At 56.8% G+C, this 16,416-nt stretch carries 10 protein-coding genes; 2 read left to right on the top strand and 8 right to left on the bottom strand.

Going from position 1 to position 16,416, the window contains the following annotated elements:
* Positions 1-137: 137 nt before the first annotated feature.
* Genes fusA through rpsL form a run of 3 tightly spaced genes read right to left on the bottom strand, consistent with a single transcriptional unit; the run spans position 138 to position 3,131 of the window.
* On the bottom strand, positions 138-2,255 hold the full coding sequence (gene fusA / locus AC2FH0_RS15630; protein WP_496692464.1) for an elongation factor G: 2,118 nt from the start codon (positions 2,253-2,255) through the stop codon (positions 138-140).
* An 18-nt stretch (positions 2,256-2,273) separates the two neighbouring features.
* Positions 2,274-2,744, bottom strand: coding sequence for a 30S ribosomal protein S7 (gene rpsG, locus AC2FH0_RS15625; RefSeq protein ID WP_008756926.1), 471 nt, complete (start codon positions 2,742-2,744; stop codon positions 2,274-2,276).
* 15 nt (positions 2,745-2,759) lie between these two features.
* Entirely contained in the window at positions 2,760-3,131 is a 372-nt protein-coding gene (rpsL, locus tag AC2FH0_RS15620; protein ID WP_005621086.1) for a 30S ribosomal protein S12, read from the bottom strand.
* A gap of 386 nt (positions 3,132-3,517) precedes the next feature.
* Between rpsL and AC2FH0_RS15615 the strand changes: the two genes are divergently transcribed.
* Positions 3,518-4,324, top strand: coding sequence for a putative rhamnosyl transferase (locus AC2FH0_RS15615; RefSeq protein WP_496702614.1), 807 nt, complete (start codon positions 3,518-3,520; stop codon positions 4,322-4,324).
* Here AC2FH0_RS15615 and AC2FH0_RS15610 read toward each other — a convergent pair.
* The 5 genes from AC2FH0_RS15610 to rplJ form a co-directional block, all read right to left on the bottom strand.
* Positions 4,309-5,196, bottom strand: coding sequence for a DMT family transporter (locus AC2FH0_RS15610; protein WP_496789759.1), 888 nt, complete (start codon positions 5,194-5,196; stop codon positions 4,309-4,311). The two genes, AC2FH0_RS15615 and AC2FH0_RS15610, sit on opposite strands and share 16 nt — an antisense overlap.
* Before the next feature lie 174 nt (positions 5,197-5,370).
* Complete coding sequence (gene rpoC / locus AC2FH0_RS15605; protein ID WP_271949832.1) at positions 5,371-9,612, bottom strand: DNA-directed RNA polymerase subunit beta'; 4,242 nt, start codon at positions 9,610-9,612, stop codon at positions 5,371-5,373.
* 49 nt (positions 9,613-9,661) lie between these two features.
* On the bottom strand, positions 9,662-13,795 hold the full coding sequence (gene rpoB, locus AC2FH0_RS15600) for a DNA-directed RNA polymerase subunit beta (RefSeq protein ID WP_271949830.1): 4,134 nt from the start codon (positions 13,793-13,795) through the stop codon (positions 9,662-9,664).
* A gap of 250 nt (positions 13,796-14,045) precedes the next feature.
* Positions 14,046-14,420, bottom strand: coding sequence for a 50S ribosomal protein L7/L12 (rplL, locus tag AC2FH0_RS15595; protein WP_142636911.1), 375 nt, complete (start codon positions 14,418-14,420; stop codon positions 14,046-14,048).
* Positions 14,421-14,499: 79 nt separating this feature from the next.
* On the bottom strand, positions 14,500-15,018 hold the full coding sequence (gene rplJ, locus AC2FH0_RS15590; RefSeq protein ID WP_142636913.1) for a 50S ribosomal protein L10: 519 nt from the start codon (positions 15,016-15,018) through the stop codon (positions 14,500-14,502).
* 401 nt (positions 15,019-15,419) lie between these two features.
* On the opposite strand from rplJ, the gene AC2FH0_RS15585 reads away from it, so the two are divergent.
* Positions 15,420-16,379 carry a phosphotransferase gene (locus AC2FH0_RS15585; RefSeq protein WP_496789757.1) on the top strand — a complete coding sequence of 320 codons (960 nt, stop codon included), beginning with the start codon at positions 15,420-15,422 and terminating at the stop codon, positions 16,377-16,379.
* Positions 16,380-16,416: the final 37 nt, after the last annotated feature.

Raw genomic sequence — 16,416 nt, 5'->3', positions numbered from 1 at the left:
GTCTTGCCGTGGTCAACGTGCCCAATCGTGCCAATGTTGACGTGCGGCTTATTACGCTCAAACTTTTCCTTTGCCATGATGGCCTCCTTTATCGGTAATGAAGGGAGCCCGCTAATCGAGCTCCCTCAAATTTTCGCTTATGCGTATTTCGCCTGGATCTCGTCCGAGATGTTCTGCGGAACCGGATCGTAGTGGTCGAACTGCATGGTGAACTGGGCACGGCCCGACGACATCGAACGCAAGGTGTTGATGTAGCCGAACATGTTGGCCAGCGGCACAAACGCGTCAATCGCGATGGCGTTGCCACGGTTTTCCTGCCCGGAAACCTGTCCCCGACGCGATGTCAGGTCACCAATGATACCGCCGGTATATTCTTCCGGAGTGATCACTTCGACCTTCATGATCGGCTCAAGCAGTTTCGCACCCGCTTTGCGCATGCCTTCACGCATACCCATACGCGCCGCGATCTCAAAGGCGAGAACCGAAGAGTCCACGTCGTGGTATTTACCTTCGATCAGGGCAACCTTGAAGTCGATCACGGGGAAGCCAGCCAGCGGGCCGCTATCCATGACGGATCTGATGCCTTTTTCAACGCCCGGGATGTATTCCTTGGGCACCGAACCACCAACAACACGAGATTCGAACGAATAACCTTCGCCCGGCTCTGTTGGGGTGATGATCATCTTCACCTCGGCGAACTGACCCGAACCACCCGACTGTTTCTTGTGGGTGTAAACGATCTCGGCTTCGTGACCGATGGTTTCGCGATAGGCCACCTGCGGCGCACCAATATTCGCTTCAACCTTGAATTCACGCTTGAGACGGTCAATCAGGATGTCCAGGTGAAGTTCGCCCATGCCCTTCATGATGGTCTGACCCGATTCCAGATCAGTTTCCACACGGAAGGACGGGTCTTCGGCGGCCAAACGGCCCAGACCCTGGCTCATTTTTTCCTGGTCAGCCTTGGTCTTCGGCTCAACCGCGATCTCGATCACCGGATCGGGGAAGGTCATGGTTTCCAGAACCACCGGATCGCCGGTCGAACACAGAGTGTCGCCCGTGGTGGTGTCTTTCAGACCTGCCAGCGCAATGATGTCGCCCGCGAACGCTTCGGTGATTTCCTCACGTTCGTTCGAGTGCATCATCATCATCCGGCCGATACGCTCTTTCTTACCCTTGGTCGAGTTCAGAAGCGTGTCGCCCTTGGACAGAGTGCCCGAGTAGATGCGGGTAAAGGTCAGCGAGCCAACAAAGGGGTCGTTCATGATTTTGAACGCCAGACCAGAGAACGCCATATCATCATCCGCACGGCGGGCGATGTTACGGGTTTCTTCTTCGTCACCGGGTTTGAAGCCCATGTAATCGACAACGTCCAGCGGGCTGGGCAGATAGTCGATCACAGCGTTCAGCAGTGGCTGAACACCTTTGTTTTTGAACGCCGAACCACCCAGAACCGGAACAAACGCGATTTCCAGAGTACCTTTGCGCAACAGGGCGCGCAGGGTCGGAACGTCGGGCTCATTGCCTTCCAGGTATTCCATCATCGCGTCGTCGTCCATTTCGACGGCCGCTTCGACCATTTTACCGCGCCATTCGTCAGCCATGTCCTTCAGGCTGTCGCGGATCGGTGCTTTGACCCAGCTTGCGCCCAGGTCTTCGCCCTGCCACAGCCATTCTTCCATGGTGACCAGGTCGATCAGGCCTTCCAACTCGGTCTCTGCGCCGATCGGAATACCAACCGGAACAGCACGTGCGCCGGTACGGTCTTCGATCATTGCAACGCAGTTGAAGAAGTCCGCGCCGATCTTGTCCATCTTGTTGACGAACACCATCCGCGGAACCTTATAGCGGTCAGCCTGACGCCACACGGTTTCGGTCTGAGGTTCAACACCGGCGTTTGCGTCAAGAACGCAGACTGCACCGTCGAGAACCGCCAGCGAGCGTTCAACTTCGATGGTGAAGTCAACGTGGCCGGGGGTGTCGATGATGTTCAGGCGGTGCTTGGGCGAGTCAGCGGTTTCACCGTCTTCGGTGCGTTCCCAGAAAGTGGTCGTCGCAGCCGAGGTGATGGTGATGCCACGTTCCTGCTCCTGCTCCATCCAGTCCATGGTGGCTGCACCGTCGTGCACCTCACCGATGTTGTGGGATTTGCCGGTGTAGTACAGGATGCGTTCCGAGCAGGTCGTTTTACCCGCATCAATATGCGCCATAATACCGAAGTTACGGTAATGGTTGAGTGTATATTCGCGTGCCATTTCAATAAGCCTCTGGAATTACCAACGGTAGTGGCTGAAGGCTTTGTTCGCCTCGGCCATCTTGTGGGTGTCTTCACGCTTCTTCACAGCGGTACCGCGGGACTGTACAGCGTCCAGCAGTTCACCGGCGAGGCGTTCTTCCATGGTGTTTTCGTTACGGCCACGCGCAGCAGTGATCAGCCAGCGGATGGCCAGTGCTTCGCGGCGCTCAGGGCGCACTTCGACCGGAACCTGATAAGTTGCACCACCAACCCGGCGCGAGCGAACCTCGACCGACGGTTTGATGTTGTCGAGTGCTTCGTGGAACACTTCGACAGGTGCGCGCTTGATCTTGCCTTCAACGCGGTCAAATGCGTTGTAGACGATGCGCTCTGCAACCGACTTTTTACCGTCGATCATCAGGTTGTTCATGAATTTGGTCAGTACCTTGTCGCCAAATTTGGCGTCAGGCAGGACTTCGCGTTTTTCGGCGGCGTGACGACGTGACATATCAGCCTCTCCTTCTTATTTGGGACGCTTCGCGCCGTACTTCGAACGACGTTGCTTACGGTCTTTGACGCCTTGGGTATCCAGAACACCGCGCAGGATGTGGTAACGGACACCGGGAAGGTCTTTTACACGACCGCCACGGATCAGAACAACCGAGTGTTCCTGCAGGTTGTGGCTTTCACCGGGGATGTACGAGATCACCTCGAACCCGTTGGTCAGGCGCACCTTGGCAACCTTACGCATCGCCGAGTTCGGCTTTTTCGGTGTGGTTGTGTAAACACGTGTGCAGACGCCGCGTTTCTGCGGGCACTGCTCCAGGTGCATGGACTTCGAGCGTTTTACTTTCGGCTGCCGCGGCTTGCGGATCAGCTGTTGGATCGTTGGCATTCCGGTTATATCCCCGTTTTGCAACACACATGACATGCACGCGTGATGCGTGCGGTTAAATTCGCTGCACTCGTGCGTCCACAAGCGCAAAACCCGCGAGCGTTCCCATTCCGAGGTGAACGTCGCGGTTTGTTATCAGAGGGCGCGAACGATAAAAGAGCTCGGGCCTTGACCAGTTCATTACTGAAATCGGTTTTGGGGCGGCCCCCGGTACCGAGATGTGGCGCGTAATAGGGGGAGTCGGACCCAGTGTCAACAGTACAGCTGATCCGTTCCACATCAGGCCGTTTCGCGCTGGAACCAAAGCTCATCCAGTCTTACCGCCCGTTGCAGGAACAGGTCCGTGCAGGCATAGTCAGCCCATTGGTCTGGACCACGGATGAATCATGCAAATACTTGGCCTGTGTCGTTTTTCCTATCCTGCCCATGGCGGTTTTCAGGTCGAGCATGAAACGATCGAGGACCGACGCGCCTATCTGTATCAGCCTGACCGGCTGGAAGAGCGGTTCCGCCTGTTTGAAACCACCTCTCTGCCCTGCATAAAGGAACAAACCGACGAGGATTTTCAGTTTCTCATCGTGATCGGGACATGCCTGCCAAACGCGGCACGCGAACGTCTTCACGATTTAACGGCCGACATGCCGCAGGTGCAGATCATCGCGCGCGAACCGAAGCGGCATCGCAGGCTGATGAAAGAGGTTCTGAATTCCGCGCGCACTGACCCGGCCGCCCCCTGCATCCAATTCCGCCATGACGACGACGATGCGGTTTCGGTCGATTTCGTTGAGCGCTTGCGCATCGCCGCAGATGAGGGTCAGGGCTTAATGCGGAACCACAGAACCGTTGCGATTGACTACAATCAGGGGTTCCTGGCCCGTTTCGATGCGGGCGGTATTCGGGCCGCACAGGTGTATCAACCTTTGTTGGGGGTGGGCTTTGCGATGTACTCCGCCGGTGGGTGTGAGCTGACGATCATGAATTTCGGCCACCATCGGATCGGGAACTTCATGCCCGTTATCAGCTATCCGGATGCGCCAATGTGGGTCCGTACTTTGAACCAGTTCAACGATTCCCCGCACGCGCGCAACAGCAAGGCCGAGCTGTCCCCCCTAACGCCCGAGCAAGAAGGCGAGTTCATCGCACGGTTTGCCATCGATCAGGACGCCGTTCGCCGCATTCATTCGGCGGGCTGACGGGTTCGTTCGCGAAACAGCGTGAACATCCCGGCCCCAACCACCAGCGCCGCGCCCGCCATCGTAATCCTGTCGGGCCAGTCCCCAAATACGGCCCAGCCCAAACCCAACGCCCAGATCAGACTGGAATAACGAAACGGCGCGATAAAGCCGATCTCACCAGCGCGCATGACAATGACGCTGAACAAATATCCCGTCAGAACAAAGACCGCAGCACACGCTACCATCGAACCGGCGGCTGCCGGAACCGGAACCCAGCCCGAGACAGAGGTGACAAGAACCGCCGTCAATGTAATCGTCGCGGTTGTTGCCAGCGTTACTGCAAGTGATGGCACATGCACCGACATGCGTCGCGTAATCAAATCCCGGGCAGTTACCGAAGCAACTGCGATCAAAGCATATATCGCGTAGATGCTGAAACCGTCCGTGCCCGGGCGAACGATCAGCAACATACCGGCGAACCCGAAAACGATGGCAAGAATCCGACGCCAACCGATATACTCTTGAAAAAACAACGCGGCTCCAAGTGTTACGGTCAATGGCAAGGCCAGCAGAATGGCCGTCACGTTTGCCAACGGCATATGAAGCAGCGCGACCAAAAAGAAAATTGTCGCCAACAATTCGGCGAGACAACGTGCCGCGACCAACCACTTGTCATGCCGCGGAAAGTTCAGATGCAACGCCCCATAGTACCGTGCCAGAAGATACACCAGAATGGTCGCCAAAACCCCGCGGATGGCAACCATCTGAAACAGCGGTATCTGGGCTCCGGCGGCCTTGATCAAAGTGTCATTGATGGTGAAGGCAGCCATGCTGCCCATCATCAGCAAAGCACCCCTGAAATTCGGCGTCACTCTTTTTGAACTCCGCATTTGGCCACGAAGTGCATTTGGCGGCGTTCAAGAAAGAGATGTCAATATGGCTCCGCCCGCCAATGCTCTGCTAGCATGACATTTCCAATGGCGCTTCATGCAGCGCCCCACCCGAGCCTGAAATGAAAAGGCCCCGCGAAATCGCGGGGCCTGATCTTTGGAATGTAGGATCGCTTATTCGCGGCTTTCCGGTGTTTCCACCAGAACATCCAGCTCATCCCCGACCATATCGTCATCCATCATCGGCGCAGCCAGAGCAGCGGCGGCTTCGGCCTCTTCCCGGCGGGCTTCGATGACAACGTTGTCACGCGACTGCGCGACGCGCTGTACGCTTTGCGTTGCGCCACCGGTACCGGCAGGGATTAGACGACCGACGATCACGTTCTCTTTCAGGCCAACCAGCTTGTCTTTCTTGCCCTGAACCGAAGCCTCGGTCAGAACCCGTGTGGTTTCCTGGAACGACGCCGCCGAGATGAACGAACGCGTCTGCAGCGAGGCTTTGGTGATCCCCAAGAGGATCGGCTCGCCCTGAGCCGGACGTCCACCGCGGGCGAGGGTCTTCTCGTTGGCCGCGTCGAACTCCTGCTTGTCGACATGTTCGCCTTTCAGCAGGGTGGTGTCACCTGAATCCAGGATCTCCCACTTCTGCAGCATCTGGCGCACGATCACTTCGATGTGCTTGTCGTTGATCTTCACGCCCTGCAGACGATAAACATCCTGCACTTCGTCGATCATGTAATCCGCCAGCGCTTCGACACCCATGATGGACAGGATGTCATGCGGGGCCGGGTTACCGTCCATCAAGTATTCACCCTTCTGGATGAAGTCACCTTCTGCAACCGGGATGTGCTTACCCTTGGGCACCATATACTCGATGGTCTCCATGGACTCGTCAGCCGGTTCGATGCTGATGCGACGCTTGTTCTTGTAGTCGCGACCAAAGCGCACGTAACCATCGGCTTCTGCGATGATCGCGTGATCTTTCGGGCGACGGGCTTCGAACAGTTCGGCAACACGCGGCAGACCACCGGTGATGTCCTTGGTCTTGGCACCTTCACGCGGGATACGCGCGACAACTTCACCAGCTTCGATCTGCTGACCGTCTTCGATCGACAGGATCGCATCCACCGACATCGGATAGTGAACCGGGTTGCCCGCATCGTTACGGACCGGTTCGCCATCTTCGCCAACCAGAATGATCTCAGGCTTGAGGTCGCTGCCTTTGGGGGCCGCGCGCCAGTCGATCACGATCTTCTGGGTCATACCGGTTGCATCGTCGGTCACGTCGCGGACAGCAATGCCCGAAACCAGATCAACATATTTCGCGGTACCGGACTTTTCGGCGATGATCGGCAGGGTGTAAGGATCCCATTCGAACAGCTTGTCGCCACGGTTCACCTTGGTGCCATCCTTGACGAACAGCTTCGAGCCATAACCCAACTTGTGGTTGGCACGCTCTTCGCCATGTTCGTCTTTGATCACCATCTTCATGTTCCGGCCCATGACCAGGCTTTCGCCCGCGGAATTGACCAGGATCTGCGGGTTCTCGAACGAAACGACACCGTCGTGGCTGGCTTCCTGGAACGACTGCTGACCACCTTGCGCAACACCACCGATGTGGAAGGTCCGCATTGTCAGCTGCGTACCGGGTTCACCGATGGACTGGGCGGCGATGATGCCGACAGCCTCACCCGTGTTGACCATAGTACCGCGTGCAAGGTCACGACCGTAGCAGGTTGCACAGACGCCTTCCTCGGACTCACAGGTCAGAGGCGAACGGATGCGCATAGACGCAACAGCGGCCTCATCAATGATGTCGGCCATACGTTCGTCGATCAACTGACCCGCTGCGACCAGAACCTCATCGGTGCCGGGACGCAGAACGTCATCGGCAGAGACACGGCCCAGCACACGTTCGGCTAGCGAAGCAACAACTTCACCGTCGTTTACCGCGGCTTCCGCAGTGATCGCGCGCTCGGTTCCACAATCGAGTTCACGCACGATGCAGTCCTGTGCCACGTCCACTAGACGACGGGTCAGGTAACCCGAGTTCGCCGTTTTCAGAGCAGTATCCGACAGACCCTTACGGGCGCCGTGGGTCGAGTTGAAGTATTCAAGAACGGTCAGACCTTCCTTGAAGTTCGAGATGATCGGCGTCTCGATGATGTCACCGTTTGGTTTGGCCATCAGGCCGCGCATACCGCCCAGCTGTTTCATCTGAGTGACCGAGCCACGCGCGCCCGAGTGGGCCATCATGTAGACCGAGTTCGGTTCCTTTTCAGACCCGTCCTCTGCCCGATCCGAAGATGAGATCGTGCTCATCATCGCTTCGGTTACACGATCGTTACACTTCGACCAGGCATCAACAACTTTGTTGTACTTTTCACCCTGAGTGATCAGGCCGTCCATGTACTGCTGTTCAAAATCCTTCACCTGACTACGGGTTTCATCGACGATGCCCCATTTGTCATCCGGGATCACCATGTCGTCCTTACCGAACGAGATGCCGGCGCGGAACGCTTCCTTGAAGCCCATCGACATGATCTGGTCACAGAAGATAACCGACTCTTTCTGACCGCAGTAGCGGTAGACGGTGTCGATCACCTGCTGCACTTCTTTCTTCCGCAGCAGACGGTTAACCAGTTCGAACGGTGCCTTGTTGTTCATCGGCAGCAGAGCACCCAGGCGCACACGGCCCGGAGTGGTTTCAAACCGCTGTTGAACTTCATTGCCTTCACTGTCGATCTGAGTAATCCGCGCAGTGATCTTAGTGTGCAGATGCACTTCACCGGCGTCCAGCGCGTGCTGAACTTCGTCGATAGAGCCAAAGACCTTGCCTTCGCCCGGCATACCTTCGCGTTCCAGTGTCACATAGTACAGACCCAGGATCATATCCTGCGAGGGAACGATGATCGGCGCGCCGTTTGCTGGCGACAGAACGTTGTTTGTCGACATCATCAGCACGCGGGCTTCCAGCTGGGCCTCAAGGCTCAGCGGGACGTGAACGGCCATCTGGTCACCGTCGAAGTCGGCGTTAAAGGCCGAACAGACCAACGGGTGCAGCTGGATGGCTTTACCTTCGATCAGAACCGGTTCAAACGCCTGAATGCCAAGACGGTGCAGTGTCGGTGCACGGTTCAGCATTACAGGGTGTTCGCGGATCACCTCGTCGAGGATATCCCACACTTCGGGACGCTCTTTCTCGACCAGTTTCTTCGCCTGCTTCACGGTCGAAGACAGACCCTTGGCTTCAAGGCGCGAGTAGATGAACGGCTTGAACAGTTCCAGCGCCATCTTTTTGGGCAGACCACACTGGTGCAGCTTGAGTTCCGGACCGGTCACGATGACCGAACGGCCCGAGAAGTCTACGCGCTTACCCAGAAGGTTTTGACGGAAGCGACCCTGCTTACCCTTCAGCATGTCCGAAAGCGATTTCAGTGGACGCTTATTGGCACCAGTGATCACGCGACCACGACGGCCATTGTCGAACAGAGCATCGACGGATTCCTGCAGCATCCGCTTTTCGTTGCGGACGATGATGTCAGGTGCGCGCAGTTCGATCAGACGCTTCAGACGGTTGTTCCGGTTGATGACGCGGCGATACAGATCGTTCAGATCCGAAGTCGCAAAACGACCACCATCCAGTGGAACCAGCGGACGCAGTTCCGGCGGAATCACCGGGATCACGGTCATCACCATCCACTCAGGCCGGTTGCCCGACTCAAGGAAGGATTCAACAACCTTCAGACGCTTGATGATCTTCTTGGGCTTCAGTTCACCGGTTGCTTCGGCCAGATCAGCACGCAGCTGTTCGGCTTCGGCTTCCAGATCGATCTGGGCCAGCATCTCACGGATAGCTTCGGCACCGATGTTCGCGGTGAACGCGTCCATGCCATAGGCATCCTGCGCGTCCATGAACTCTTCTTCGGTCAGCATCTGACCATAGGAGAGGTCGGTCAGACCGGGCTCGATGACGACATAGTTTTCAAAATACAGAACGCGTTCCAGATCGCGCAGCGTCATGTCCAGCATCAGACCGATGCGGGACGGCAGCGACTTCAGGAACCAAATGTGTGCGACGGGCGCGGCCAGCTCGATATGACCCATACGCTCGCGGCGGACTTTCTGCAGGGTGACTTCCACACCGCATTTCTCGCAGACAACGCCGCGATATTTCATCCGCTTATATTTACCGCACAGACATTCGTAATCTTTGATCGGGCCAAAGATACGCGCGCAGAACAGACCGTCACGTTCGGGTTTGAACGTCCGGTAGTTGATGGTCTCGGGTTTCTTGATCTCGCCATAAGACCAAGAGAGGATCCGTTCCGGGCTGGCCAATGAGACCTTGATCTCGTCAAAGACCTTAGGCGGCGTCAGCGGGTTGAACGGGTTATTGGTAATTTCCTGGTTCATTTTGCGTCCTTACAAATTGGGATGGGATGAGTTTGGGGCGTTGCCGCCCCTACTCTTCCTCCGCATCCAGGAGTTCCATATTCAGGCCGAGGCCACGGACTTCTTTCACCAGAACGTTAAACGATTCCGGTACGCCCGCTTCAAAGTTATCCTCGCCCTTGACGATCGACTCGTACACTTTGGTCCGGCCGGCGACGTCATCCGATTTCACGGTGAGCATTTCCTGTAGGGTGTAGGCGGCGCCATAAGCTTCCAGAGCCCAGACTTCCATCTCACCAAAGCGCTGACCACCGAACTGCGCCTTACCACCCAGCGGCTGCTGGGTAACCAGGCTGTACGGCCCGGTTGAACGCGCGTGGATTTTGTCATCCACAAGGTGGTGCAGTTTCAGCAGGTACTTGATACCCACGGTCACCGGACGTGCAAACTGCTCACCCGTACGACCGTCGAACAGAACCGACTGACCGCTTTGCGAGAAGCCCGCGCGCACCAGAGCGTCATTGACGTCTGCCTCTTTGGCGCCATCAAAGACCGGAGTCGCGATCGGAACACCACGGGTCACGTTGCCCGCAGCCTCGATCAGGTGACCCTCGTCCATGCCAGTGATGCCTTCTTCATAGACATCGTCGCCATAGGCCAGCTTCATTGCTTCGCGAACCGGGGTAAGGTCGCCAGAGCGGCGATATTCACCCAGCGCGTCGTCGATGTTCAGACCCAGACCGCGCGCGGCCCAACCCATGTGGGTTTCAAGGATCTGACCAACGTTCATACGCGAAGGAACACCTAGCGGGTTCAGACAGAAGTCAACCGGTGTACCATCGGCCAGGAACGGCATGTCTTCCATCGGAACAACCTTGGAAATTACACCTTTGTTCCCGTGACGACCGGCCATCTTATCGCCCGGCTGCAGCTTGCGCTTCACGGCGATGAAGACTTTGACCATCTTCATCACACCCGGCGGCAGGTCGTCGCCGCGACGAACCTTCTCGACCTTGTCTTCGAAACGGGCGTCCAGAGCACGCTTTTGCACTTCGTACTGCTCATTCAGAGCCTCAACGATCTGTGCGTCCTGCTCATCTTCCAGCGCCAGCTGCCACCACTGACCACGGGTCAGGGTTTCCAACAGGTCCTCGGTGATCACCGACCCTGGCTTGACGCCTTTCGGGCCTTTGACCGCGGTTTTACCCATGATCAGGCCTTGCAGGCGCGCATAGATGTTGCGGTCCAGGATCGCCAGCTCATCGTCCCGGTCACGGGCCAGACGTTCGACTTCTTCCCGCTCGATCTGCAGCGCACGCTCGTCTTTCTCGACGCCGTGACGGTTGAAGACGCGGACCTCAACGACCGTACCGTAATCGCCCGGCTTCACGCGCAGCGAAGTGTCGCGCACGTCAGATGCTTTTTCGCCAAAGATGGCGCGCAGCAGCTTTTCTTCCGGGGTCATCGGGCTTTCGCCCTTCGGAGTGATCTTGCCGACCAGAATATCGCCCGGTTCAACATCCGCGCCGATGTAAACGATGCCCGCCTCGTCGAGGTTGCGCAGCGCTTCTTCACCGACGTTCGGAATGTCGCGGGTGATCTCTTCCGGACCCAGCTTGGTGTCACGGGCGGCGACTTCAAATTCCTCGATATGGACCGAGGTAAAGACGTCGTCACGCGCAATACGTTCCGAGATCAGAATCGAGTCTTCGTAGTTGTAACCGTTCCACGGCATGAACGCGACGACCACGTTCTTACCCAGGGCCAGTTCACCCATATCAGTCGACGGACCATCGGCAATGACCTCGCCCTTCTGGACGGTGTCACCCACCTTGATCAGCGGACGCTGGTTGATGCAGGTGTTCTGGTTCGACCGCTGGAATTTGCGCAGACGATAGATGTCAACGCCAGCGTCGCCCAGTTCCAGATCCTCAGTCGCGCGGATAACGATACGCTGGGCATCGACCTGGTCGATGATACCGGCGCGTTTCGCCTGAATTGCAGCGCCTGAGTCAATCGCAACCTTTTCCTCGATCCCGGTGCCAATCAGCGGCGCCTCGGCCCGCAGCAGTGGAACCGCCTGACGTTGCATGTTCGAGCCCATCAGAGCGCGGTTGGCGTCGTCATTTTCAAGGAACGGGATCAGCGATGCAGCAACCGATACCAGCTGTTTTGGGCTGACGTCGATCAGGTCCACATTCTCGCGCGGGGCCAGAGTGTAGTCACCTGACTGGCGGGTCGAAACCAGATCGTTGATGAACTTGCCATCCGTATCCAGTGTCGCGTTCGCCTGTGCCACTGTGTGACGCATTTCCTCGGTCGCGGACATGTAGTGAACCTCATCAGTCACCTCAGCGTCTTTGACGACGCGGTACGGTGTTTCGATGAAGCCATACTTGTTCACACGGGCAAAGGTGGCCAGCGAGTTGATCAGACCGATGTTCGGGCCTTCCGGCGTTTCAATCGGGCACATCCGGCCATAGTGTGTCGGATGAACGTCGCGCACCTCAAAGCCCGCACGCTCGCGTGTCAGACCACCGGGGCCAAGCGCCGAGAGGCGGCGTTTGTGGGTGACTTCCGACAGCGGGTTGGTCTGGTCCATGAACTGCGACAACTGCGACGAGCCGAAGAATTCGCGGACAGCAGCAGCAGCCGGTTTCGCATTGATCAGGTCCTGCGGCATGACTGTGTCGATCTCGACCGACGACATACGCTCTTTGATTGCGCGCTCCATGCGCAGCAGGCCAACGCGGTACTGGTTTTCCATCAGTTCGCCGACCGAACGCACACGACGGTTGCCGAGGTGGTCGATATCGTCGATGTCCCCTTTGCCGTCACGCAGTTCAACCAGAGCCTTGATGCAGGCCACGATGTCTTCGCGGCGCAGGGTGCGCAGCGTATCGGGCGCATCCAGAGCCAGACGCATGTTCATCTTTACACGGCCAACGGCGGACAGGTCATAGCGCTCGCTGTCAAAGAACAGCGTTTCGAACAGCGCCGAGGCCGCTTCGACGGTGGGCGGCTCACCCGGGCGCATGACGCGATAGATGTCCATCAGCGCTGTGTCGCGGCCCATGTTCTTGTCTGCCGCCATGGTGTTACGCATGTAGGGGCCGACATTGATGTTGTCGATATCCAGAACCGGAATATCGGTGACGCCCGCGTCGATCAGCTCTTTCGCGGTGCCTCCGATCAGCTCGCCGTCTTTGTCGTATTCCAGCGTCAGCTCATCACCAGCTTCGACATAGATCGCGCCGGTTTCTTCGTTGATGATGTCCTTGGCGACAAACTTCCCGACGATGTGATCGAACGGAACCAACAGCTCGGTGACGTTGCCTTCATCGATCAGCTTCTTGACCGCGCGCGGGGTGACTTTCTTGCCCGCTTCGGCAATCACCTCACCGGATTTGGCGTCGATCAGGTCATAGGTCGGACGCGTACCGCGTGCACGCTCGGGGAAGAACGGTGCAATCCAGCCCTTCTTCTTGTCCAGCTTGTACGACACCGTGTTGTAATAGGCGTCCATGATCGCTTCTTGATCCAGACCCAGCGCATACAGCAGGGTTGTCACAGGCAGTTTGCGGCGACGGTCGATACGGGCGAACACGATGTCCTTGGCGTCGAACTCAAAGTCCAGCCAGCTGCCGCGATACGGGATGATGCGGCAGGCAAACAACAGCTTGCCCGAGGAATGGGTCTTGCCCTTGTCGTGGTCAAAGAACACACCGGGCGAACGGTGCATCTGGGACACGATCACACGCTCGGTACCGTTCACAATGAACGTCCCGTTTGGTGTCATCAGGGGCATATCCCCCATGAACACGTCCTGTTCCTTGATGTCTTTGACCGACTTGGCGCCAGTGTCCTCGTCGACATCAAACACGATCAGACGCAGAGTGACTTTCAGCGGCGCGCTGTAGGTCATGTCGCGCTGCATGCACTCTTCGACGTCGTATTTGGGTTTTTCCAAATCGTATTTCACGAACTCCAGAACGGAGGTTTCGTTGAAATCCTTGATCGGGAAAACCGACTGGAACACGCCTTTGATGCCTTCGCCGTCTGTCGGCACATCTGCATCGCCGGAGCGCAGGAATAGATCATAAGAAGATTTTTGTACCTCAATGAGGTTCGGCATCTCCAGCACTTCGCGGATTTTGCCGTAATATTTCCGAAGACGTTTCTGGCCAAGGAACGATTGAGCCATGTCAGATGTCACCTTTCGATGTTCTCAGCGGACAAAGACACCGTCGGGCCCCGGTGCCTTGCACATTAGAGACAACACGTCCGGATCAATTCGTGGCCACCGTCCCGAATGGCGGCCTCCCGATCCATGAACCGCGTCTTAGAAAACACCCCAATCCATGAGGTCCTTTCTAAGACAGGTTCGGCTGGACCCGGATTTCTCCGGGACCAGCCAAATTTCCGGTGCATCTGCTATGCACCAAAAGACTGACTTAGGCCAGTTCGACCTCGGCGCCAGCTGCTTCCAGCTTGCCTTTGATGTCTTCGGCTTCGTCTTTCGACACAGCTTCTTTGATCTTGCCGCCAGCTTCGACCAGCTCTTTGGCTTCTTTCAGGCCCAGACCGGTGATGCCGCGAACTTCTTTGATCACGTTGATTTTCGAAGCGCCGGCGTTCTTCAGAACGACGTCGAATTCGGTTTTTTCTTCCTCAGCTGCGCCACCGGCGTCGCCACCGGCTGCCATGACAACCGCGCCGCCAGCTGCGGGCTCGATGCCATATTCGTCTTTGAGGATGGTTTTCAGTTCTTGTGCTTCCAGCAGGGTCAGACCCACGATGCTTTCTGCGAGTGCTTTCAGATCAGCCATTTTATCAGCTCTTTCCGTTTACAGTGTGTGTTCCAACGTCAGGGTGACTACCCTACGCAGATCATTCAGTGCCAACCGCTTACGCAGCTTCCGCCTTCTCTTCGATGGTGGAAAGGATGCTTGCGATGTTGCTTGCAGGTGCGCCAATTGCGCCAGCGATGTTCGAAGCAGGTGCGCCCAGCATGCCCGCGATAGTAGCAATAAGCTCCTCGCGCGAAGGCATTTTGGACACGGCTTCAACGCCGGCACGATCCAGAGCGTTCTCACCCATTGCACCGCCAAGAATTTCGAACTTTTGGTTCTCTTTGGCGTAGTCCTGGGCCACTTTGGCTGCTGCCACAGGGTCCTCAGAATAGGTCAGAACGGTCATCCCCGTCAGCAGGTCGGCAATGCTTTCACATGGCTTTCCGTCGAGGGCGATTTTGGCGAGCCTGTTCTTGGCAACACGCACGGCACCACCCGCGTCACGAGCACGTGCGCGAAGGTCCTGCATCTCGGCAACTGTCAGACCGGCGTAGTGTGCAACCACTACGACGCCAGAGCTTTCGAAGATTTGGCCGAGCTCGTCGACCACTTTCTCTTTCTGGGCTCTATCCACAGTTTTCTCCAAGTTAGGGGTGATATCTCACCCCGGCTCATATTTGCCGCAGCTTACGCTCCGGCGTTCAGGTCCGTTGTTACGGGATTAGCCAAAATTCGCCCGAGGATCGAAGCCCTCAGAATTCTTTGGTCTTACCCGTCTCAGGCAGGGAATTAAGGGGCCAGATGACACCACCCACCGTCTTGGACGAAACAAAATAAAGCGCACGACGAATCGCACGCTTTACTTCGCAGCTCTCTTTATGGCAGTTACGCCGGGTTTCCAAGGGGTAAATTGGGCAGAAACCGGAAATGATCGAGCAGCGCAGCTGGCACCGGAACAGTGTCCTAGATTGACATGTTCCATGCGCTGAGGTCCAGTCTGGCTAAGCCCCTTTCTTCTTAGGTATCCATCCCTGAATGCTGACCCTCACCACAGACGAATACGAACGCGCGCGCGGCTTTGTTCAGGAGTTCCTGGATCAAACGCCAGAGGATGGACCGGCGGGTTTCGAATGCGTCTATCGTTCTCATGATTTTGCGGGCTCGCGTATAGTGCTCAGGGTCCAGCGTGCGGGTCGGGATTATGCCCTCAAGGTGGATCTACTGTCGCCTGATACCGGCCGTCTGCGCGATGAGTTTGATATGCTCAGAAAGCTGACCGACCACTTTGCGCAATACGAAAGCGCCGGTGTTGTCGATCCAGTCTATATGTCACCGGGTGAGGCGTTTTTTGTGACGCAGTTTATTGACCGCCCCACCGCTGCGGATCTGATCCATAACAGCCCGGATGACGACCAGATCGGCCGCATCTATCGCCGTGCCGGATCGTGGCTGAACGACCTGCACAGCTTTCAGCCCGGCAAACCCTATAGTTTCCGCCCTAGCTGGATGATCGACAGGCTTCAGGCTTTGCTAGGCCTTGTCCCGGATACAGTGCAGCCTTGGGGGCAGAAGATGGTCCAGCATCTGACCCATGAGGCCTCACAGCTAAAGGGCTTCCCTGACCTGCTGATCCATGCGCACGGAGATTTTCACAGCCAAAACCTGATCGTCGGGCAAGGTGAGATGATCGGTCTGGATTTTACCGAAGCACGCGAAAAGCTGGCAGTTTACGATATCGTCGACTTTCTGAAATCCGATATCTTTCGCGATGGCACTGATGATCAGGTTGATCAAAGCGGCATCCTGAAAACAAACAAAGACATGTTCTTTCGCAAATATCGCCATCCAATTCAGATGGACGTTCTGGATATGTGTATGCGCGCACGTCTAGTGATGGATTGGCTGGACTTATGGCGATTGGACAGATCCTGCAGCGAATACGAGAGCTTTCGCAGAGACCGCCTGAACCTGCGCCTGCAAGCCGTGTATGAGTGAGGCTGAAAAAGAAAGACCCGAACAGCCTTCACCGTTC

This window comes from Ruegeria sp. CDSC051, from assembly GCF_059610665.1.
Note: the sequence above shows the minus strand (reverse complement) of the source record. Positions and strands in the feature narration are given on the sequence as shown.